At 48.2% G+C, this 24,653-nt stretch carries 4 protein-coding genes; all 4 read left to right on the forward strand.

Annotation, left to right across the window (positions count from 1 at the left end):
* Window positions 1-145: 145 nt before the first annotated feature.
* Window positions 146-5,917 (forward strand): hypothetical protein, encoded by a 5,772-nt coding sequence (locus tag ACOJUN_RS25420; protein ID WP_422134623.1) that lies wholly within the window; start codon window positions 146-148, stop codon window positions 5,915-5,917.
* An 86-nt stretch (window positions 5,918-6,003) separates the two neighbouring features.
* A complete protein-coding gene (locus ACOJUN_RS25425) occupies window positions 6,004-12,429 on the forward strand; it encodes a hypothetical protein (RefSeq protein WP_422134624.1) in 6,426 nt (2,141 codons plus the stop codon).
* 124 nt (window positions 12,430-12,553) lie between these two features.
* Window positions 12,554-18,385, forward strand: coding sequence for a hypothetical protein (locus tag ACOJUN_RS25430; RefSeq protein WP_422134625.1), 5,832 nt, complete (start codon window positions 12,554-12,556; stop codon window positions 18,383-18,385).
* A 98-nt stretch (window positions 18,386-18,483) separates the two neighbouring features.
* Window positions 18,484-24,600 (forward strand): hypothetical protein, encoded by a 6,117-nt coding sequence (locus ACOJUN_RS25435; RefSeq protein WP_422134626.1) that lies wholly within the window; start codon window positions 18,484-18,486, stop codon window positions 24,598-24,600.
* Window positions 24,601-24,653: the final 53 nt, after the last annotated feature.

Genomic DNA, 24,653 nt, shown 5'->3' on the forward strand with positions numbered 1-24,653 from the left:
CACAGACATTTCTCCGTTAAAGTAAAAAAGCCTTGAAGCCACTCGAATAAGTGATTACAGCCATAAGCGATTGGAAGTTGCCATCCCGTTTGGCGTAACAATCACTTTTTACAGTAATAAAAATACTCAGCTTCGAGGTAGTTGAATGAGAAATATCCGCCCCAATGCATTAAGCCTTGCCGTGGCCGTTGCCATCAGCTCTTCCATCATTGCTACAGACGCACTGGCTAATCGCAGGCTGCAGACAAAATCTGTTGATATTTCGGGCAATGAACAAGTGGAGTTTACCCAGAGCGAGGTCATCGTTAAGCCAACGTTGGATGATGACTCGCAGCCAATAACCAAATCCTTCACCACCACCTACCCTGATCAGACTGAAGTCAGATCGGGCTATGACATTCCTTCTGAAGGCTTCACAGACGTTCTTTCTGGCATCGAGGGTGGCGTTTCCAGTGTTGATCAGTTTGAGACAGACGAGAATAACGTTGCTCAGAAGTACACCAAAGTGCTGAAGGTGGGTAATGAGGGGATCTTCAGGTTCACCCATAACCTTGCAGAAGAGAAACTGCTTATCGAAGTCAGAGACAGTATGACCCGTCAGGATTCAATTCGTGCTGTTCGCGCTCAATCAGGGGTCGCCTGGACATTGGAACCCTCTACTGAAATGGCCAGCCCCGATCATCTGGTGGGGGTACTTGAAGGTGCGCACGAAAGAGCAGGAAACCTTGGCGAAGCCGATAACTATGTTGCCCTTGCCACCCTTGAAGTAGACGAGGTTGAGGTGGACGGGCGCACCTTCATGCGCCTTGTCGCTGCGGGTGATCAGCCTCCTGAGCTGCAACGTCTGGGTCAGTCACTTTTTGTCAATGATGAGGTGCTTTTGGCAGCAGCCACCTCTGCCTATACCCAGGTGCATGTTCTTGGGAAAGAGATACAACAGGATGCCCTGGAAAATCTGCTGTCATACCATAAACCCGTCGGCTATGTTGTGCATGTCGAGGATGAGACTCGGGCTTATCCTGTCCCTGCTGGTTATCCAAAACTGGAAGTGACTGAGACTCCGGGGGAGATTATTGTCTTCCATGGTCAGAAACTGAACCCCAGCGATATCGCCTTTGTGCAAAATCTCTATGGCGTCTCGTATTGGGTTACCAGTTATGATAACAAGGACACTGTACGGGTTAAAAAAGACAAGGTCAAAAGCTACCGGTACATCATTCGAAGCAGCCAGATGACAATGCTGGAGGATTTGGCTGCAAAGCACCATGCCGGACTCGACCTCCGTGTAGAAGAAGGTGATGAGGAGGACGAGCTTGCAGACTTTGAAGGGCTTCAACAGGCATTGGCCAGTGCTACTTCAGATGGAGCAGATGAAGTTGAATTCACTTCACAACACGTCAAATTCACTTCGCCGTTGATCACGCCAACCTGGGTGCATATTCAACTGTTAAGACACTTCAGCTTCAAACCTGTACTTAGAAATTTTCTAACTAACGGGCTATTTGTTCAGAATATTCATAAAGCTTTAATCTTTCTCGCCAGTTCGTATGATTATTCTGATGATTCTCCTCGCCTGGGCGAAGGCTTTACTGCCAGAGTCATTGGTGACTTTGTCGGGCAACTGCTTGAGATGGAAAGCGCGTTGAAGAAGCTCAGGACAATAGAGGCCTTGCTGGCAAAACAAAGTGAATTAACCGATCGCTTTTTGGCATCAGCCGCTCAAGGTATCGGGCAAAACTTGAGAATGGAGGAGTTAAATCAGCAACTTGTGGATGAGCTTGCGAAGATTCATGGCAGGGTAGATGCTCTGACAAACCGGATAGTGACGCTGCAACGGGAAGCCAATCAAATTCCATTGCTAAAAAAACAAGTTCATGATGCCAGAACAGATGCCACAAAATCTCGCAACGCTCAAACAGCAGCAGAGCTTGGTATTGAGGACTGGGATGATACCCAACCACTGGAAGAGCAAGCCAGGCTGATCAGCAGAAAAATTAATGAAATCTTCAGATTGGTAGCCGCAACAGCACAGTCACAAAAACAGGCTCTGGAGGAACATCTGGCGGCAATTGGCGCCAAGCTGATTATTGTTCCACTTAATGAAGACGACCTGGAGCCTCATCAGCAAGCCTTCCGGCAACAAATCACCAGCTCAGAGGCTAAAAAAGTAGCAGAAATAAAAAAACGCTTTACGACTATTGCCGCATATTTAAACATCAGGGATTTTGATAGCCATACAGATATTGACGATCAGCAAGAACATCTGATTCAAACACTTATGAAAATGGGTGAGCAGCTCAATATGGAGGATTATTACACCGGGCTCAGACAAATTTCTCTGGCAGCAGTTCTGGGTATTGATCTGAATGAAGACAGAAGTCTGGAAGACCGCACCAACCTGGAGTTAATGGTACATGACAAGCTCTTCGAGCTTTCAAAGCTGGAAGACGAACTGGAAGACATCAGAACACCGGGCCACCCCAAAGTCATGCCTGAAGTATCCAGGACCCTTCTTGCCGTGGAAAGCGTTTTTGAGAAAGAAAACCTCCGTGAAGAGAACGATGTGTATTACCATCGTCAGGTCATTTCTGAAGCTATCCGGATATACATCAGAGAAGCCCGACAGCGGTCAGAGGAAGAGGCCCTGACCGTACTGAAATCTATGGAAGGGTTACTCAGCATCCACATCAATGAAGGTGATGACAAAGCAGCACGACTGGCAAGGGTTCTCTCGAGGCTTGATGGCGGTGATATCTCAAATCACGAGCTGGGTCAGATGGACAAGATCCTCGGGTGGGAAGATAAAGGGCCAGATCTGATGGGAGATCTGGAGAAAGATCTGGAGCGGGGTCTGGTGCGGATGGATGTGGTACTCCACAGTATTCGTGATGGCCTTACCTTCAAAGTCGAAGAATCGGATCTGCAGGCCAGGGAACGACAGGCAGATTACCTTATCGCTCTGGAGGACAAGCTGGATATTGACCCTCATGAAAACCCTGCTGCTCAGGAAAGAGAAAAAACTTTCATAGCTAAACTGGCCAATGAACTGCGTATAGGGTTTGAAGACGATGCCGACCTGTCTGACCAGAAGGATACCCTGAGAGAAAGACTTCAGGAATTAATGAAAGAAGTAGAGAAAACTTATAACAATAAAGGTGTTAAAAGGGTCAGTAACAATAAAATTGCTGATCAACTCAACATTAATGGCTACAGAAATGATGCCAGCATAAACGAACAAAAGAGCCTGATTAGAGAAAAGCTTCAACAGCTGAATGAAGAAGTTTTCAAAGTGGGTCAGCCTGACATCAATGAGCGTATTGCAGCCATTGAGAATGCTCTTGACAGGCAAATGGCTCGCCTGGGACCCAAACCCCGATACGTTCTTGATCGTGAGTTAGCGACAGCCAGGCGGGCAGTCGAAGAAGCTGGAAGTGAGCTGGAGGCTGCTAATCACAATCTGGATGCTATTCGTCGCAAACAGTTGGTACCTTTGGGTAGCCATACTGACTTCAAAGATACTTCAGAAAAAGACGATACGACGTTCAATCGGGCAATGAAACATTATCAGACCGAACTGGGTCTGTCTGCAGGTGAGGAGCAAACTAATAGAGAGCGAGCAGAAGACATTATAAATTTCCTGCTGGAATTCAGTGTCGAAATACGAGATCAAATCGTTGCGGAACTGAGAACCAAAACAAATCTGGACGTCCGGATATCTGGCGACCCCGCTTCGCTGGAAGCAGCTCATTACACTATTGCTATTAAAGACCATTCAGATACTTATGCCCGGGACGCAACTGATGAAGTCGATGCAGGATTGGGCAACAAGATCCAACAACTGATTCAGGAACAGGCCCGCCCGAAAGCTGGAATTGAAGCCTCCGGAGCAGATATTGAGAGACTGAAAAAAGTCCTGAAGGCTGCCGAAGAAGCTGTCAAAAATGATGCTGGTCCCTTCCAGTACACACCGAAACAGGCAAAGGTTCTGGACGCTATACACACATTCACTCAGCAGCACCTTCTGAAAAAACAAGCTCTGGGAGTCGCGATGAGTCTGGCAGAATCTGCAGTAGAAAGCGGTAAGACAATACCCTGCCTCAAGACTTTCGATTTTAATGATGAATTTGCACCAATTCGCTTACAGGCAATGGCCGGAGACGAACTGACGTTTACACAGGCCAGTCGGATTGTGGAAGTTTTCAAGAGTCTGAAGACGATCTTCCGGGATTATCCCTTCAAGCCTGCGGAGTATCATTTTCGGAATGCCATTGAAGAAGCTCAGATTCTGGTGCGAAGAGCCAGGAATGAAATAAAAACCGCGTCTCAACAATACGACAACGAAATTCGTGACATAGGCTCAACGGGCATTCACTTTATCGAGCATGTTCCCGGGGACCTGAAAAGCTTCCCGGAATACTTCGCTGCCCGTTCTGCCAGTGCTAACAAGATCATGGCTTTGCTGAGTGAAGGGCTGATCAGCAAGGTTGAACTTGAAAACTACATGAAGGCCGTCAGAGGTGTCGACGGTTATCAGACAGTGGCTGAATTTGAACACGTCCTTGGTTATAAACACGGCGTCAGGGTGCCTGAGTTCAGGAAGGTTGTCCAGATGCTGTCCGATGAGAGTACCGAGGCTTTCATGCAGAGTGTCTTTGCTCCAGTGACTCTAACGGCAACGGGTCCGGCGGCTATGAAAGAGTCGGTTGTCGGCATGAAGGAGTATGCAGCCGCAGTCATCGCCAATTACGTGCTTGATGATATTGCCTTTGATAATGGCCACAGGACAGCGGCTTTCCTGGACAATGTTCAGGATACCCTGACACCTTATGCCAATGCTGTCGGCCTGTCTGAATCAGACCTGATCAAGGCTATCCATGACACCTTGATGCAGGCTCATGCCACAGCGGTTGAGTGGCAGCTGAAGGAATACTGGGTCAAACCTTCAGCCTTCCTGGTACAGGCTGTCACCTGGTACTTCTCCAGCTACAAACCGCTACTGGCGACTCATACCGTCTCACAGGCTAAGGCACTGTCCCTCTCAAACATGGCGTTCCTCTATCTGCTGGACCTGACCAACAGAGGGGATTATCCGCACAGAATGCTCACACCTTTCCAGCACTGGCTGGAACGCTACCGTATTGATCTTGACCGAACCGGACAATATGCCTACCACAGTGGCATTGAACAAATCTCTGAACTGGGCGGACTGGCCATGCCATTGGGTAAAGCCGCGTCCTCAGTCATTCTGTTGAAAACCGGCTCTGCGCTCTTTGCCAGACAGCACAACGCCAACCCCCACAAGTATCGCAGCATTGTCCGTCTGGTGCCCGAAATGATGAAGTCCATGGGTTCCGGACAAGGGGTTCAGGTACCGCTGCTGCACAGAATGACACCACAAAAAGTAAAAACTCTGGCTTCTGCCACTGTCGGACTTGTGCTGGGTCCGGTAGCCACTTTCGGAGCATACGCTAATAGCCTTATATCCGGATTCACCTATGCACAAACCTTCGGATTCGCACTGGCGTCAAGTCTCACTTTCGACTTTTTTATGAACGACAACAAGATGCTCACTCAATGGCTGGGTGGACCTCTGGGCCGAAGTCTTGACAAGATTAATCGCTGGACAGGCGCGGGGGAAACGGACGATGAGTATTTGCAACCTGACGCTATTGCTTCACCTCAGGGCTTCAGTGAGACCGATGAAGAATATGCAAGCCGTGTTAAAGCAAACAACACCCTGTATGGCTGGACTCGACACGAAAATTATCTGCAGTTCCGTGAACGCCGTGATCGCACCATGATGCTATTCGAGAATGGCTGGGAGAAATACTTCAGGGAAAATGTACCTAAATGGTCGTTCTCCCACGCAGAAAGTATTCCTTACTCTTACACCCTGGGTGCCTTCATGAGCAACTGACAGCCATGAGCGATTAGAAACCGTTTCTCCACTTGAGGTAAAAATCACTTTTCACGGTAAACAGTACTCAGCTCTGAGGTAGTAGAATGACAAAAGCTCGCTCCAATTCGTTAAGCCTCGCTCTGACTTTTGCAATCAGTTCTTCCATCATTGCTCCACAGGCACTGGCCGATCGCAAGCTGCAGACAAAGTCCGTCGATATTATAAATAATGGACATGTGAAGTTTACCCACAGTGAGGTCATGGTTCGGCCAACCCTGGATCAGGACCAGCAGCCAATACCCAAATCCTATACAACCACCTATCGTGACAAGACTGATTACAGGGCAATCTATGCCTTTCCTTCTAAAGGCTTCACAGAAGTTCTTGCTGATGTTGATGGCTGCGTTTCCAGTGTTGATCTGTTTGAAACAGGCGAAAATGGCGTTGCTCAAAAATACACCAAAGTCCTGAAAGTGGGTAATGAGGCAGCCTTCAGGTTCACCCATAATCTTAAAGAAAAGAATCTGGTCATTGAAGTCAGAAGTGGAATGACCGATCAGTATTCAGTTGAGGCTGTTCGTTACCAATTAGTTAACAGCGAATTAGAACCGTTAACGAAAATCGCCAGCCCCGGACAACTGGCTAATTTGCTTAAAGCTGTCAATTATGTGGCAGGAAACCTCGGCGCAAATCATCACTATGTTCCCCTTGCCACCCTTCAAGTAGAAGAAGTTGAAGTGAATGGGCGTACTTTCATGCGTCTTCTCGCTGCTGGCGATCAGCCTCCTGACCGACAACGTCTGGGACAATCACTCTTTGTCAATGATGATGTTCTCCTGGCAGCAGCCGCATCTGCCTATATCCAGGTTCACGTGCTGGAAGAGGACTTACAACAAAAGGCCCTTAATGAACTTCTGGCACACAGCAAACCCGTCGGCTACGTTGTCAACGTCGAGGATGACACACAGGTTTATCCTGTGCCTGCGGGTTACCCAAAGCTGGAAGTGACAGAAGCTACGGGGGAGGTGATTGTTTTTCATGGTCAGAGGCTGAACCCCCATGATATCGCTTTTGTAGAAAACCTCTATGACCTCTGGAAAAAAGCTGAAGTTAATCCCCCCTCCCCCGGAGTGGTAACAAAGGTTAAAAAATATAAGGTCAAAAGCTACCAGTACGTCATTCGAAGCATGCAGATGACAGTGCTGGAGAGGTTTGTTGCGAGACATGGTGCTACCGCTAACAAAGAGCAACCGAAGACACTTGCAGACGAAGATCAACGGATGATACATGCACTTACATACTATGAATCTCTCCAGCAGGCATTAGCCAGTGCTACTCCCTATGGCATTTATGGAAACGATGAATTTGAGCTTACACTGGAACACATCAGAGTGGTTTTGACAGCCATCACACCGACCTGGCTGCAGATTCAACTCACAAAACATTTCAGCTTCAGACCCCAGCTGAGAGATCTCCTGACTAAACAGCGTTTTGTTCAGAGCATGCTGAACCTTATAACCGGTGTCTCCGAACCATTGACCGATATTTTTCGCGACGACCCGTTTGTTTCCAAAGTCCTGAGCGATATGGCCAGACAACTGATTGAGAGGGAACTCATGCTGGAAGATCATCTGGCAACAGAAGCCGAACTCGCCCGGGTTGTAAGCCTGCTAAGGCTGGTATCAGAAGAAGTCACTATCAGTGAAAGGGAGAAACAGAGAGCAATCTATCTCCATCGGCAACTTGAGAATAAGCTTTTACATTTTCATGCCGAGCAGGAAGAACTGGAAAACCTGCTTCGGAAACTTCAACACGAAGTCAGACGAATCCCGCACCTGGAACGACATGCCCGTGATGTCAGAGCAGAAGCCAACAAGGCTTACAAAGCTCAACTGGCAGAAAAACTTGGTATTGATAACTGGGATGATACCCGACCAGCAAAAGAACAAGCCAGACTCATCTCAATAAAACTGGATGAAATCAACCAGGTGATGGCCGCAACAGAACAGTTTGACGAAGAAGCAGCAAAAGTAAAACTGGCAGCGATGGAAGGCCCGCTCGATATCATTCCGATCAATGAAAACGATCTGAGTGCACGCTTTCAGTCCATTCAACATTGTATGCAACAAAATGCAGCAGCCACCAATGTCGAGGCCCGCCACAAGCTGGCTATCGTTGAAAGTCAGCTCGGTCTGGTGCGCTTCAGTGAAGCTAGACCGGAAGCTCGTCACCAGGCCATTCTGAAGCACCTTAATCAGCAGGGAACTCTATTCCGACAGCATCTTCAGAAGACCAGTACAGAGGCTGGAAAAAGAGCTGCAATGAAAGCCCATTATGCCGCCATTGCCGTACATTTAAATATTAAGGATTTTGATAGCAATGCAGATATTGCCGTTCAACAAAAACGCCTGGTTCGGAGAATTCAGTCACTGAACACTGAACTAGGGAAGATTAACAGACTGAATCTTCGGCAGGCAGACCTGCCTGACAGACTTGATAATCAGGACAATTCACCAGACGAACACCAGGAATATATCTTTCAGAGTATCCGGGCACTGCCTGCTCAAAGGGGCATAGAAGACATTGACGCCAAACTCATTGGAGATTATGTGACAGACTTTTATGACCCTATGGAAGAAGGCAGCACAATAGAACAACGCAACACACAGATAGAAGCAACACGTAACAGGTTATTCAGTCTCGCAGATTTGGAAACAGAACTGGAAGACATCAGAACACCAGGGCACCCCATAGCCATGCCTGAAGTGCTCAGGAAACTCACTGATCTGGAAAACGCCCTGGCGATGAATATTCAGGGTAGTGAGGACGATGTGTATTATCGTCGTGACGCCATTGCCAGGGAAATTCGGTCATACATTGAACAAGTCAGACAGCAGGTAGAAGAAGAGGCGCTGGACGTACTGGAAACCCTGGAAGAAATACTCAAGATCGATGCCATTGACGATGATGACAACCAGGAAAGACTCGGCAGGATTCTTACCAGACTTGAGGACGAAGATATCACCGAAAAAATGCTGGATGACATAGACTCCCCTTACTGGAAAGGAGACATTTCACCTGCTTACGAACAAAGAGAAACAAGACCCGGGAGGCTTCAGAGATGTCTTAACTTTTTTTTCGAAGATGCGTATGAACGAGCCATAAGACAACAGACTTCTATGCTAAAAACTATAGAGGACAAGCTAAACATCGACATTAGCGAAAACTCTGCCGCTCAAAAAAGAGGTCAGGTTTTCACTGTCAAACTGGCCAAAGATCTGGATATAGCATTTGACATGGATGTCAACCTGTCTGACCGAAAGGATACCCTGAGAACCAAAATTCAGGAATTAATCGCAAAATCAAACGCACTTTACGACGATGAAGCCGCCAGAAGAGTCTGGAACAATGAAATAGCTTTTCGACTCAACATTGAGGACTATAAAGATGATGCCACCCTCGAAGACCAGAACAGTCTGATTGAAACAAAACTCCAGCGGCTGGACGAAGAAGTTGTCAATGTCGGCCTGCCTGACGTCAATGAGCGTATCGCCGCCATTGATCATGAACTTGACAGGCAAATGGCTCGTCTGGGAGCTAAGCCACGATTCGTTCTTGATCGTGATGCAGCCAGGGCCAGACGGGCACTGAAAGAGGCTGAAAGTGAGCTGACAAATGTTCATCGCAAACTGAACAGGCTGCGTGGCAAACGCGTGGTATTTGCAGGGAGCCGTGCTGAGCTGCAACCTATCCCTGATGAAGACAACACGATTGTCAATCAGGCAATGAAAAAACTTCAGACCGACCTGGGTCTGACTGCAAATGACGCACAAGTTCCCGAAGAGCGGATGGAGGACGTCAAACATTACCTGCGGGAATACAGCGAAGAAAAACGAGATGAAATCCTTGAGCAACTGAAAACCCTGACCAATGCGAATATCCTGACAGATGGAGATGACCTCAGTTTACTGGCAGAAGCTGATTACTCTGCTGTCGTTGCAGACAATAAACATACTGGTAGCCTGGACAATAACGATGAACTGTATGAAGCATTGGGTGAACTGCCTTTAACCCGGGACAAGTACGCTCAGATTTTGCAATTTCTTCGTATTCACGACAGAGAAAGCATGAAGGTGAGCAATGCACGGCTTGACGAGAGGAATACACAACAGAGGCTGGACCTTAAAAAGGAGGAGCTTAACACCGATGAGTCCGCTGAAACCCTCCATAAGAACGAAATAGCCCTGCTGAATTTAGCCCTGGAGCAGAAAAGTAAAGCGTTATCAAAAGCAGAAGAAGACCTGATAGATTTTCATAAAGCGTTTCTTGACCCTTTAGAAAAAGCAGTGGGTCTTAAACCAGACCCCACTGACACCAGTGAACACCGGGTTAATGCCCTGAGAAGCAAACTGGTACAGCTGGGCGGACATGACGGTAACGGCGGCAAGATCCGGCAACTGACTCAGGAACAGGTCCGTCTGGAAGATGAGATTGAAGCCAGGAAAGCAGACATTGAGAGAATAAAGGAAGTCCTGAAGGCGGCAGAGAAAACCGTCGAAAATGATGGTAGCCCCTTCCAGTACTCGCCAAAGCAGGCAAAAGTTCTGAATTCTATCCACAGATTTTCGCAGCAGCATCCTCTCAAAAAACAAGCTCTGGAAGCCGCCATTGGCCTGACAAAAGCAGCAAAAGAAAACGGTAAGGCAACACCATCTCTTGCGACTTTCGATTTTGACAATGAATTTGCACCAGTTCGCTTGCAGGCGCTGGCCGGAGACAAACTGACGTTTATACAGGCCAGCCGGATTGTGGAAGTTTTCAGGAGCCTGAAGACGACCTTTCCGGAATCCTCTCCCGAGCCTGAAGAAGGTCAACCCCTGAATGCCTTCGAAGAAGTCCGGATTCTGACGCACCAGGCATTGTCTGAGATAGAAAATGGGGCACAAGAATACGACGACGAAATTCGCGGCTTGGGCTTGGCAGGTATTCACTATGTCGAGCGGGACCTGAAAGACTTTTCGGAATACTTATCTGTCCATTCTGCCAGTGGTAACAAAATCATAGCTTTGCTGCGTGAGGGTCTGATCAGCAAGATTGAACTTGAGAACCACATTAAGGCTGTCAGAGGTGTTGAAGGTTATCAGACAGTGAATGAATTTGAACACTTCCTTGGCTACAAACACGGCGTCAACCTGCCTCGCTTCAGAGCCATTGTCCAGGTGCTCTCCGGTGTAGGGGTTGATGAATTCATGCAGAGTGCCTTTACTCCTGTGACCGTGACTGCTTCTGATCCGGCGGGTATAAAAGAGTCTGTTGCTGGCATGAAAGACTACGCTGCTGCGGTCATCGCCAACTATGTTCTCGACGATATTGCCTTTGAAAACGGCCACAAAATGGCAGCCTTCCTGAGCAAAGTTCAGGATACCCTGACACCTTATGCTCATGCTGTCGGCCTGGCTGAATCAGACCTGGTCAAAGCTATCGATAGCACCTTGATGCAGGCCCATGCCGCAGCAGTTGAGCACCAACTGAATGATTACTGGGTCAAACCTTCAGCTTTTCTGGTACAGGCTGTCACCTGGTACTTCTCCAGCTACACCCCCCTGCTGGCGACCCACACCACCTGGCAGGCTGTCGAGCTATCCCTCTCGAACGTTTCATTTCTCTATCTTCTGGATCTGACCAACAGGGGTGATTACCTGCACCGGATGCTCACACCTTTCCAGCACTGGCTGGAAGGCTATGGTATTGATCTTAACCGAACCAGCCAATACGCAAACCACATTGGCATTGAACGAGTCTCTGAAGTGGGCGGGCTGGCCATGCCATTGGGTAAAGCCGCTTCCTCAGTCATTCTGCTGAGAACCGGCTCCATGTTGTTTGCCAGACAGTACAACGCTAACCCGCATATGTACCACAGTATTCTCCGTCTGGTGCCCGAAATAGTGAAGTCCATGGCTTCCGGTCAAGGGGTTCAGGTAACACTGTTGCACCGGGTAACACCACAAAAAGTGAAAACGCTGACTTCTGCCACAGCTGCTCTCGCTCTGGGCCCGATTGCCACTGTTGGAGCATACGCCCAGGGTCTGGTATCCGGATTTAGCTATGCTCAAAGCTTCGGCTTCGCTCTGGCGTCGAGTCTTACTTACGACTTCTTTATGAACGACAACAAGATGCTCACTCAATGGCTGGGTGGGCCTCTGGGCCGAACTCTTGACAAGATCAGTCGCTGGGCAGGCCTGGGTGAAACGGACGATGAATATGTGAAACGTGCGTCTGTTGCTACACCTCAACGCTTCAATGAAACCGACGCAGAGTATGCAGGCCGCGTTGAAGCAAGTGACATGATGCATGGCTGGACCCGGCACGAAAATTATCTGCAGTTCCGTGAACGCCGGGATCGCACCACGAAACTGTTTGAGAATGGCTGGGAAAAATACTTCAGGGAAAATGTGCCTAAATGGTCATTTTCCCACGCAGAAAGTATTCCATACTCCTACACTCTGAGTGCCTTCTGCGACTGGCGATGAGAAAGTTCATTTCCACCTGCAACCTCAGCAGACTACCTTAATTAAGTACTTAAAAGCTGATTCCTCTGTGTGTGTGACAATCACTTTTCACGTTAATAAAAGTACTCAGCTCTATGGTTGTAGAATGACAAATGCTCACCTCAATGCGTTAGGCCTTGCTGTAGCCGTTGTAATCAGCTCTTCGATCATTGCTGCAGACGCAGTGGCTGGTCGCAGACTGCAGACAAAATCTGTCGATATTTCGGACAATGGACATGTGGAGTTTACCCAGAGTGAGGTCATGGTTGGACCCACTTTAGGTCATAACCGGCAGCCAATACCCAAATCCTTCACAACCACCTACCCTGATCAGACTCAGGCCAGAGCGGGCTATGTCGTTCCCTCTGAAGGTTTCACGGACGTTTTTCCCGGTATTGATGGTGGCGTTTCCAGCGTTGATCTGTTTGCAACAGGTGAGAATAACGTTGCTCAGAAGTACACCAAAGTCCTGAAGGTCTCTGATGAGGAAGTCTTCAGGATCACCCATAGTCTTGCAGAAAAGAAACTGGTCATTGCAGTCAGAAAAGGAATGACCGATCAGGATTCAATTGCGGCGGTTCGTGCTCAACTGGGTGACAACCTGCAATTAGAACCCCTGACAAAAATCGCCAGTCCCGAACAACTGGCCGGAGTGCTCAGAGGTGCACATGAAAGAGCGGGAAACCTTGGCGAAGCTGATAACTATATTGACCTCGTCACTATTGAAGTAGGCGAAGTTGATGTGAGCGGGCGTTCCTTCATGCGCCTTATCGCCGGAGGCAATCAGCCTCCCAAACTGCAGCGTCTGGGCCAATCGCTCTTTGTCAATGATGAAGCGCTTTTAGCAGCTACCACCTCTGCTTATATCCAGGTCCATGTTCTGGGGAATGATTTACAACAGGATACTCTGGACGCTCTGTTGTCATACCAGAAACCCGTAGGCTATGTCGTACATGTCGAGGATGAGACACAGGTTTATCCTGTGCCTGCTGGTTATCCAAAACTGGAAGTGACTGAGACTCCGGGAAAGATTATTGTTTTCCGAGGTCAGAAACAAAACCCGACCGATGTCGCTTTTGTGGAAGGTCTCTATGACATCTGGGATAAATATGACTGCAATGCCCCCACTCCTCAAACAACAGTACGGGTTAAAAAAGACAAGGCCAAAAGCTACCAGTACGTTATTCGAAGCAGGCAGATGGCAATGCTGGAGGAGTTCGCTGAACGGTACAATGCCGGACTTGACTCGGGTGAAGGATACGATGAGAAACTGGGGACGCTTGCATTCTTCGAATATCTTCAGCAGGCACTGACCAGTGCTACTTCAATTGGAGCAGATGAATTTGAATTAACAATGCCACACGTCGGATTCACCTCGCTGTACATCATGCCAACCTGGATGCATATTCAGTTCGCTAAACACTTCGGCTTCAAACCTGCGCTTAGAAATTTTCTGACCAGTCAGCATTTTGTTCAGGATACTCACGAAGTAATACCCGTTTTCAACAAAGCCAATAGCGATTATTTTTATAATGAGCCGTCCAGCGATTCTTTTGACAAAGGCGATAGATTTGCCTCCAGGCTCATTGGCGATTTTGCCGGGGAGCTGCTTGAGATGGAAAGCAAGCTGGAAAAGCTGAAGACAATAGAGGCCAGGATCGCAACAGAGGATTCTTTCATCGGAGCCACAAAATCTGTTCTGACAGCGGCTCTGGGTATTGAACTGAATGAAGATAACACACCAGAAGAACGCGTCGCCCTGGAGTCAACCTTACATTCCAGGCTCTTCAGACTTGCAGAGCTGGAGAAAGAGCTGGATGACATCAGAACACCAGGCCACCCCAAAGCCATGCCGGAGGTACTTGAGACACTGAGTGACGTGGAAAAAGCCCTTGAGATGAGTGATCTTGATGAAAACAACGATGTTTATATCCGTCGCCATGGGATTTCTGAAGACATGCATAGATTCATCAGTAACGCCAGACAGCGGTTAGAGGAATTTGCTCTGGACCTTCTGAAAGCCACAGCAGAAGTACTCAACATCAAAATCAGTGAAGAGGATGACAAAATAACAAGATTGACCAAGGTTCGTAGAATACTTGACGGCGATGACCTCTCCGATGACATCCTGGATGAGATAGATAATACCCTCTGGACCTATCAAAGCGAAGCTATGGACGAGAAGGACCTCAAATTCATAAAGCTTGTCGCACATCTTCGCTACAAATTTGGAAAATCGGGCCCGGGTGAGCGAGCCATAGAACAACCGGAACTGCTGGAAGCAATAGAAGAAATACTCAACATCAGGTTCAATGAAGAGAATGACCAGGCAGCAAGACTTACCTGGATTCTTGCAGCAATTGATGACGATAATATACCGGAATCCATTCTGGATCAGATACATCAAACCCTCTGGAAAGAAGCCAGGACAACTCTGGACGACAGGGGTCTCAAACTAAAGATGCTTCATGCGAGTCTTGCCTATAATGTTGAAGATTTGTACCTGGATGAACAAGCCAAAGAAAATCAGATAAATCTGCTCGACGCTATAGAGTTCGAGCTGGGTATCTGTCCTCATGAAAACGTTGCCGCCAAAAAAAGAGGCCGGGCTTCCATTGCCAAACTGGCCAAAGATCTGAATATAGTATTTGAAGAGAATGATAACCTGTCAGATCAGAAGGAGGTTCTAAGAACCGAAATTCAGACATCCATGGATAAGCTACACAATGTTTTTGATGAAGGTATCAAAAGAGCCATAAACAATGAAATGGCTCATCAACTCGATATTAAGGATTATGAAGAAGACGCCACTATAGACGACCAGAACAATCTGATTGGAACAAAACTCCAACAGCTGGATAACGAAGTTTTCAATGCAGGCTGGCCTGACGTTGATGAGCGTATTGAAGCCATTGAAATTGAGCTTGACAAGCTAATGGCTCGTCTGGGCCCTGAACCCCGATACGTCCTTGATCGTAATGTTGCCTATGCCAGAAAGATATTAAAAGAAGCTGAAAGAATGCTGGCAGGTGTTCGCAGCAAACTGAGCGTTCTTTGCCGAAAAAAAATGGTAATTCTGGCTCATCCTGACGTCGGTACTGCTAGCGTGGATGAAGACGCAAAGCTTCTCATTCAGGCAATAAAAGAAATTCAGCTTGAATTAGGCCTGCCTGCAGATAGCGAGCAAACCATTCGAGAGCAAATAGACGACATTAAACGCATTCTGCGACGAGACAGTGCAAATAGACGAAAAGAAATCTTTGATAAACTGCATGCTGTCGTAAAAGCTCATAACATTCGGATTAAAAGTGACCTCGGTTTACTGGAAGAAGATGATTACTATATTGCCATTTCAGCCTATGCGGATACCCATGCCCTGGACAAAACCAATGAAGTTGAGGATGAACTGTCTGTAACCAGAAAAAAATACACTCAGATCACGGAATTCCTGCATGAGCACGACAGGAGAAGTATGGAATTCACCAATGCCCGGCTTGAACAGACGAATGCACAAGAGGATCTGGACCGAAAAAGACAAGAGATGATCAATGTTGGAGGCAGCGATCTGCCGGATTTAGTCCTTGAGCAGAAAAGTCAGGCTGTCTCAAAAGCAGAAAACGCTCTGAGGGATTATCATAGAGCGGCTCTTGACGCCGCTGAAGAAGCCGCAGGTCTCAAACCAGAGGCATCTGACAGCTATAAAGACCGGGTTAATGCCCTGAGAAAAAAACAGCTAAAACTGGGTGGTGATGATGGTAATGGCGGCAAGATCTGGCAACTGATTCAACAGGCCCGTCTGGAAGCTGAGATGGATGTCAGGGAAGCAGACATTAAGAAAATAAAGCAAGTCCTGAAGGCTGCAAGGGAAGCTGTCGAAAATGACGGTGGTCCATTCCAGTACACGCCGGAACAGGCAAAAGTTCGGGCCACTATGGATGCTTTCACAGAACAGCACTCTCTCAAACAACAGGCACTGGATGCTGCCCTGGGTCTGGCACAATTAGCATCAGAAAGCGGTAAGACAGTGCACTGGATTACGACTTTCGATTTTGACGATGAATTGGCCCCCATTTATTTGCGGGCGATGGTTGGAGACAACCTGACTTTTAATCAGGCCAGTCGGATTGTGGAAATCTTCACAAGGCTGAAGACGAGCTTCCCGGAACCCGTTCTCAAGGCTTCAGAAGATCAGCCTCTGAATGTCCTGGAAGAAGTCTACAGACTTGTGTCCAGGGCCAGAAATGAGATGGGAAGTGGGGCTCAACAATACGACGACGAAATTCATGGCATGGGCAAAAGAGCCATTCACTTTATCGAACATGAACCGGGTAGCCTGAAAAGCTTCCCGGAATACTTCGCTGCCCGTTCTGCCAGTGGTAACAAAATCACGGCTTTGCTTCGTGAAGGTCTGATCAGCAAGGACGAACTCGAGAACTACATAAAGGCCGTCAGAGGGGTCGACGATTACCATACAGTGGATGAATTTGAGCACTTACTTGGCTACAAACAGGGTATCAAGGTGCCTGAGTTCAGGAAGGTTGTCCAGTTACTGTCCGACAAGGGTGCTGAGGAATTCATACAATGTGCCTTTAATTCTGTAACCGTGACTGCCACCGGCCCGGCAGGTATGAAAGAGTCTGTTGCCGGCATGAAAGAGTATGCAGTTGCTATCATCGCCAACTATGTTCTTGACGATATTGCCTTTGAAAATGGCCGCAGGACAGCAGCGTTTCTGGCCAATATTCAAGATACCCTGACGCCTTATGCCGCTGCTGCTGGCCTGCACGAATCAGACCTGATCAAGGCTATCCATAACACATTAATACAGGCCCATACCGCAGCGGTTGGGCATCAGTTAAGTGATTACTGGTTCAAACCTTCAGCCTTTCTGGTACAGGCTGTGACCTGGTACTACTCCAGCTACAAACCTCTCCTGGTGACTCACACCCTCTCGCAGGCTGCCAGACTGTCCCTCTCAAACATGTCATTCCTCTATCTGCTGGACCTGACCAACAGGGGTGATTATCTGCACAGAATGCTCACACCTTTCCAGCACTGGCTGGAACGCTATAGTGTTGATCTTGACCGAACCGGACAATATGCCTACCACAGTGGCATTGAACGAATCTCCGAAGTGGGCGGACTGACCATGCCACTGGGTAAAGCCGCTTCCTCAGGCATTCTGTTGAAAACCGGCTCTATGCTGTTTGCCAGACAGCACTATGCCAATCCCCACAGGTATCGCAGTATTTCCCGTCTGGCGCCCGAAATAATGAAATCCATGGGTTCCGGACAAGGGGTTCAGGTACCACTGCTGAACCGGGTGACACCACAAAAAGTGAAAACCCTGGCTTCTGTTACAGCCGGTTTCGTACTGGGCCCTATTGCCACTGCCGGTGTATACGCCCACAGCCTTATATCCGGGTTTACCTATGCTCAGACGTTCGGATTTGCCCTGGCGTCGAGCCTCACTTTTGACTTCTTTATGAACGACAACAAGATGCTCACTCAATGGCTGGGTGGACCTCTGGGCCGAAGCCTTGACAGGATTAATCGCTGGATAGCCGTGGGTGAAACCCGGGATGCATATGTGCAACGTACGGCTATTGCTTCGCCTCAAGGCTTCAGTGAAACCGATGCAGCCTATGCAAACCGCGTTAAAGCAAGTGACAGGATGCATGGCTGGACCCGACACGAAAATTACCTGCAGTTCCGTGAACGCCGCGATCGCACCATGAAACTGTTTGAGAATGGCTGGGAGAAATACTTCAGGGAAAATGTGCCTAAATGGTCCTTCTCCCATGCAGAAAGCATTCCTTACTTCTACACTCTTGGAGCCTTCTACGAATGGCAAAAGGGCGATGATCAGAAAGTTCACGGTCATGATAAGAGAAATGCCCCTCAAGCAAACTTTCTACCTGCGGCCCCAGCAAACTAACTTAACCAAAAGCTGCATCCTCGCCTGTCGTTGCAATCACCTTTCACGGTAATAACGGTAACAACGGTAATAAAAGTACTCGACTTTGAGGTAGCAGAATGACAAAGGCCCGCCCCGATGCATTAAGCCTTGCAATGGCCGTTACAATCAGCTCCTCCATCATTGCTACACAGACGCTGGCCGATCGCAGGCTGCAAATAAAGTCTGTCGATATTCAGGTCAATGAACAGGTGGAGTTTACCCAAAGTGAAGTCATGGTTCAGCCAACCTTAGGTCATGATCAGCAGCCTATCCCGAAATCCTTTACCACTAGCTACCCTGATCAAACTGAAGTCAGAGCAGGTTATGAGGTTCCTTCTGAAGGCTTCACAGACGTTCTCTCTGGCATCGGGGCTGGCGTTGCCAGTGTTGATCTGTTTGAAACCGACGACAATGACGTCGCTCAGAAGTACACTAAAGTTCTCAAGGTCGGCGATGAGGGTGTCTTCAGGTTCACTCATAACCTTGCAGAGGAGGAACTGGTCATTGAAGTCAGAAAAGGAATGACCGATCAGAATTCAATTGCGGCTGTTCGTGCTCAATCAGGTGACATTCAACCATTAGAACCCTTAACAAAAATCGCCAATCGCGAACAACTGACCGGAGTGCTCAAAGGTGCCAGCGAAAGAGCAGGAAGTCTTGGCGAAGCTGATCACTATGTTGCCCTTGCCACTATTAAAGTAGACAAAGTTGCAGTGAACGGGCGCAGCTTTATGCGTCATATCGTTTCGGGCGATCAGCCCCCTGAAATGCAGCGTCTGGGTCAATCGCTCTTTATTAACGATGAGGCGCTTCTGGCAGCCGCCACCTCTGCTTTCGCCCAGGTTCATGTTCTGGGGGAAGATATACAACAGGAAGCGCTCGACAAACTCTTGTCGTACCATAAACCCGTCGGCTATGTTGTACACGTCGAGGATCACACACAGGCTTATCCTGCGCCTGCTGGTTATCCAAAGCTGGAAGTGGATCAGGCTTCGGAAGAGGTAGTTGTTTTCCGTGGTCAGAAACAGAATCCAACCGATATCGCTTTTGTGGAAAGCCAGCATATCCCCTGGGAACAGCATCAGTTTCTGGAGCTCACTGCCGAGGTTAAAAAAGCCAGCATCAGAAGCTACAGGCACGTCATCAGAAGCAGTCAAATGGCCCTGTTGGAAGAGTTTGCTGCTGATTTGGCTGCACAGCACGATGTCAAACTTAACGAAGATAAACTGGCTAAGCTTGCCTACTATGAAGCCTTTCAGCAGGCTTTAACCGCTGCTACTCCGGATGGAACCGATGAATTTGAGTTCACAACAGGATACATCAGAATCACTACATCGCTCATCACGCCAATCTGGATGCAGTTGCAACTCATAAAAAACTTCAGCTTCAAACCCGTACTTAAAAATCTTCTGACTAACTATAATTTTTTTCAGAATTTGCACAACTTTATATCCTTCGCCAACAGAATGATGAATCTCTTTGCTGATGCCGAAGAAACAAGGTTTTCTTCCTTTTCCTCTAAAGTCCTGGCCGACATTAGCGAACAGATGCTTGAGATAGTAAGTACGCAGGAAGAGCTGAAGGCAAGTAAGACCGAACTCATCCTGAGGGCCAAAAAATTAGAAGACAGGCTGACGGCAATGATCATTGCCAGCGATGAGGAAAAACAGAAACTGAAGCGAACCGAACAGACACTTGAGCATGAGTCTGAACGGCTTCGTCAAGATTTCCTGACGACGAAAAACATGATAGATCAGCTTCGGCAGGAGCTCAAACGAATCCCTGAACTGCAAAAACAGGTCAGAGATGCCCTGGCAGAAGTCGCAAAAGTTCGCAGCGCCCATGCGGCAGCAAAGCTTGGTATTGATGGCTGGGATGATACTCTGGCACCAGAAGAACAAGCCGGACTTCTGGAAAACAAAATTCATGAAACCGGCCAATCAACCTATTATGTTGCATCAGGACAGCCCTGGGAACAGGATATGAAAGCAACACTGGCAGTGATTGAAGGCCAGCTCGGCATTGTTCCGGACAATGAAAACAATCTGGGTGGCCGCTCTCAGTCCATTCTGGATCATCTGCAGCAACAGGCAGATCAGTCCAGTGAGGTATTCCTGAATCAACTGGCTTTCGTTGAAGGTCAACTCGGTTTGGTTACGAATAGCAATGATGACCCCGAAGCCCGTCAAAAGATCATTCTGGAGCAACTTTTTCTGCAATTGCATCAGGACAGTCAACAACAACCTCGGCGTCAATATCAACAAAACCTGAAAGCACAGAAAAACCACTTACAGAAACTGCAGCAGATGATCAATCTGATTACAACGATGAACAAAAGCGTTCGTGATGCCGAAGCAGAAAAAAGAGCAGATATCAACACTCAAGTGGCAGCAGAGCTTGGTATTGATAACTGGGACGATACCCAGCCCCTGGATAAACAAGCCAGCGCCATCAGAGAGAAAATTCTTGAAATCAAGAGATCGGTTGCTGCAACAGATGGCGCAACAGATGCCGCAGCAGTGCAGCCATGGGAAGAAGCGGTAAAAGCCAGACTGGCGCCCATGGAAAGCAAGCTCGGTATTACACTGAACAATGAAAACGATTTGTATGCTTACTATCAGTCCATGCAACAGCAGCTGCAACAAAAGGCAGAACTGAACAATGTGGTAATCCAGAGTGTACTGACCAGCATTGAAAGTCAGCTCGGTCTGCCCCAGGAAAATGGCAAGGATCTGGAAGACCGTCACCAGACCATTCAGCAACAGCTTAATCAACGCCAGGCCCTGATCGCTCAACAACTTATTCAACAACAGAACACCAGAACAGATGCTGAAAGAGACGCTGAAAAGCAAATCCGCTATTCAAACATTGCCGCATATTTAAACATTCAGGATTTTGATAGCAATGCAGATCCTGACGTTCTCCAAGAACAACTGATTCAAAATCTTGAGGCAATCAACGCTCAACAAGACAGTCTGCGTCAGCAACTTAAGGCAATGAGTCATAAGCTCAATAGGGAGGATTCTTACACCAAAGCCAGAAAAGACACTCTGCCAGTGGTTCTCGGTATTGATCCGTCCGAAGACACCCGTCTGCAAGACCGCACCAGTCTGGAATCAAAGGTAAATGACAGGCTCTTTGAGCTTTCAAAGCTGAAAATTGAACTGGAAGACATCAAAACACCAGGCCATCCCAAACTCATGCCTGAGGTATTGGCGACATTTCGTGACACATTAAGGGCCCTCCAGGGGCACATTTACTTCAACCAAATGGACAGTGTGTATGTCCTTCGTCAGTATATTTCTGAACATATTCGGTTTTACATCAGAGAGGCCAGACGGCAGTCGGAGGAAGAGGTCCGGGTCAGACTGGACCATGTGGAAAGATTACTCAACATCAAAATTAATGAAGCTGATTACAAAACAGTAAGACTGGAAAGGATTCTAACAAGGCTTGATGCCGATGATATCTCCAATTACGAGCTGGACGAGATGCGCAAGGTGCTCTGGTGGGATAACAGGCCAGACTGGGAAGATCTGGAGGGAAACCCTTTGGAGGTAGATATCAAACGCACGACGATTCGTGATCGTCTTAATCATATCGTCGAAGCATCGGATCAGCGAGCCAGAAAACAACAGGAAGGTCACCTTATCGTTCTGGAGAACAAGCTAAATATCCACCCCCATGAAAACCCTGCTGCTAAAGAGAGAGACAAAAGTTTCACAGCAAAACTCCAACAGCTGGATGAAGAAGTTTTCAAAGCGGTTCAGCCTGACGTTAATGCGCGTATCGCAGCCATTGATAATGAGCTTGACAGGCAACTCGCTCGCCTGGGACCCAAACCACGATACCTGCTTGACCGTGATGCGGCCAGAGCCAGGTGGTTATTAGCAGAAGCTGAAAGTGAGCTGGATGTTTTTCATCGCAGACTGAATAGGCTTCGTAGCAATCAAGACTGCGCAAATGCCCATGGTCGGAGCGAATCCCATGAAGTCGAGGGTGAACTCATTTTAACCGGGGAAAAGTCCTCTCAAGTCACGGGCAGGAATGAGGGTACTGTCGGCAAGGTCCGGCATCCGGTTCAGGAACAGGCCTATCTGGAAGATGAAATTGAAATCAGAAAAGCAGACATTGAGCGATTGAAGGAGGTCCTTGAGACTGCAGAACAGGCCATCGAAAATGACGGAGGTCCCTTCCAGTATTCGCCGGGACAGGTAAAAGTTCGGACCGCTATAAACGCTTTCGCAGAGCAGCACTCTCTCAAAAAGCAAGCTCTGGAAACGACAATGGGTCTGGCACAGTTAGCACTGGAAAGCGATAAGAAAATACCACACCTTTCGACTTTCGATTTTGACGATGAATTTGCACCGATTCACTTGCAGGCACTGGTCGGAGACAAACTGACGTTTAAACAGGCCGGTGGGATTGTGGAAGTTTTCAAGAGCCTGAAGAAGGCCTTCCCGGAATCCTCTTTCCAGTCTGCTGGAGATCTGCCCGGGAATGACCTGAAAGAAGTCTACAGGCTTGTTCGCCGGGCCAGGCACGAAATGAAAAAAGGGGCTCTGGAATACGACGACGAAATTCGCAGCATGGGCAAAGCAGCCGTTCACTTCATTAAGCATCAATCAGGGTACCTGAAAAGCTTCCCGGAATACTTCGCTACCCATTCTGCCAGCGGTAACAAGATCATAAGTCTGCTGCGTGAAGGTTTGATCAGCAAGGTTGAACTTGAGAACTATATAAAAGCCGTCAGAAATGTCGACGGTTATCAGACAGTGGCTGAGTTTGAACACTTCCTTGGCTACCAACACGGCGTCAGGGTGCCTGAGTTCAGGAAGGTTGTCCAGATGCTGTCCGATCGGGGTGCTGATGAATTCATGCAAAGTGCCTTTACTCCTGTGCCCTCTACCGCCTCAGGCCCGGCAGGTATGAAAGAGTCTGTTTCCGGCATGAAAGAGTATGCAGCTGCAGTCATCGCCAACTACGTTCTTGACGATATTGCCTTTGACAATGGCCGCAGGATGGCAGCCCTCCTGGCCAATGTTCAGGATACCCTGACACCTTATGCCCATGCTGCCGGAATATCTGAGTCAGTCCTGATCGAAACTGTACATGGCACATTAATTCAGGCCCATGCCGCAGCGGTTGAACGACAGCTACTGGATTACTGGATCAAGCCTTCAGCCTTTCTGGTACAGGCTGTCACCTGGTACTTCTGCAGCTACAAACCCCTGCTGGCGGCCCATACCGCCGGGCAGGCCACCGCGCTGTCCCTCTCGAACATGTCGTTCCTCTATCTTCTCGATCTGACCAACAGGGGTGATTACCTGCACCGGATGCTGACACCTTTCCAGCACTGGCTGGAAGGCTACGGTGTTGATCCTGATCGAACTGGCCAATATGCCTATCACAGCGGCATTGAACAAATCTCTGAACTGGGTGGGCTCGCCATGCCATTGGGCAAGGCCGCGTCTTCAGTCATTCTGCTGAGAACCGGCTCTATGCTGTTTGCCAGACAGTACAACGCCAACCCGCAGATGTATCGCAGTATTTCCCGTCTGGTGCCGGAAATAGTGCAATCCATGAGTTCCGGAGAGGGAGTTCAGATACCGCTGCTGCACAAGCTGACACCACAAAAAGTGAAAACCATGGCCTCTGCCACAGCCGGTCTCGTATTGGGTCCGGTAGCCACTGCCGGAACATACGCCTATGGTCTTTTATCAGGATTCACCTATGCCCAAACCTTCGGATTCGCGCTGGCATCGAGCCTGACTTTCGACTTCTTTATGAACGACAACAAGATGCTCACTCAATGGCTGGGTGGACCCCTGGGCCGCAGTCTTGACAAGATTAATCGCTGGACAGGCGTGGGGGAAACGACAGATGAATATGTAAAACGTACAACTATTGCCTGGCCCCAACGCTTCGATGAAACCGATGAAGCCTACGCAAACCTTGTTACAACAAATAACACCCTGTATGGCTGGACGCGGCACGAAAATTACCTGCATTTTCGCGAACGCCGCGATCGCACCATGAAACTGTTTGAGAATGGCTGGGAGAAATACTTTAGGGAAAATGTGCCTAAATGGTCCTTCTCCCATGCACAAAGCATTCCTTACTTCTACACTTTTGGAGCCTTCTACAAGTGGCAACAGGACAATAATAAAAAAGTGCCTGTTCCTGAGAAGTGAAATGCCCATCAATCAAGCTTTCGAACTGCCGCCTCAGGCGATCAGCTTGAAAC

The organism is Endozoicomonas sp. ALD040 (assembly GCF_049275945.1).
GTDB lineage: Bacteria > Pseudomonadota > Gammaproteobacteria > Pseudomonadales > Endozoicomonadaceae > Endozoicomonas_A.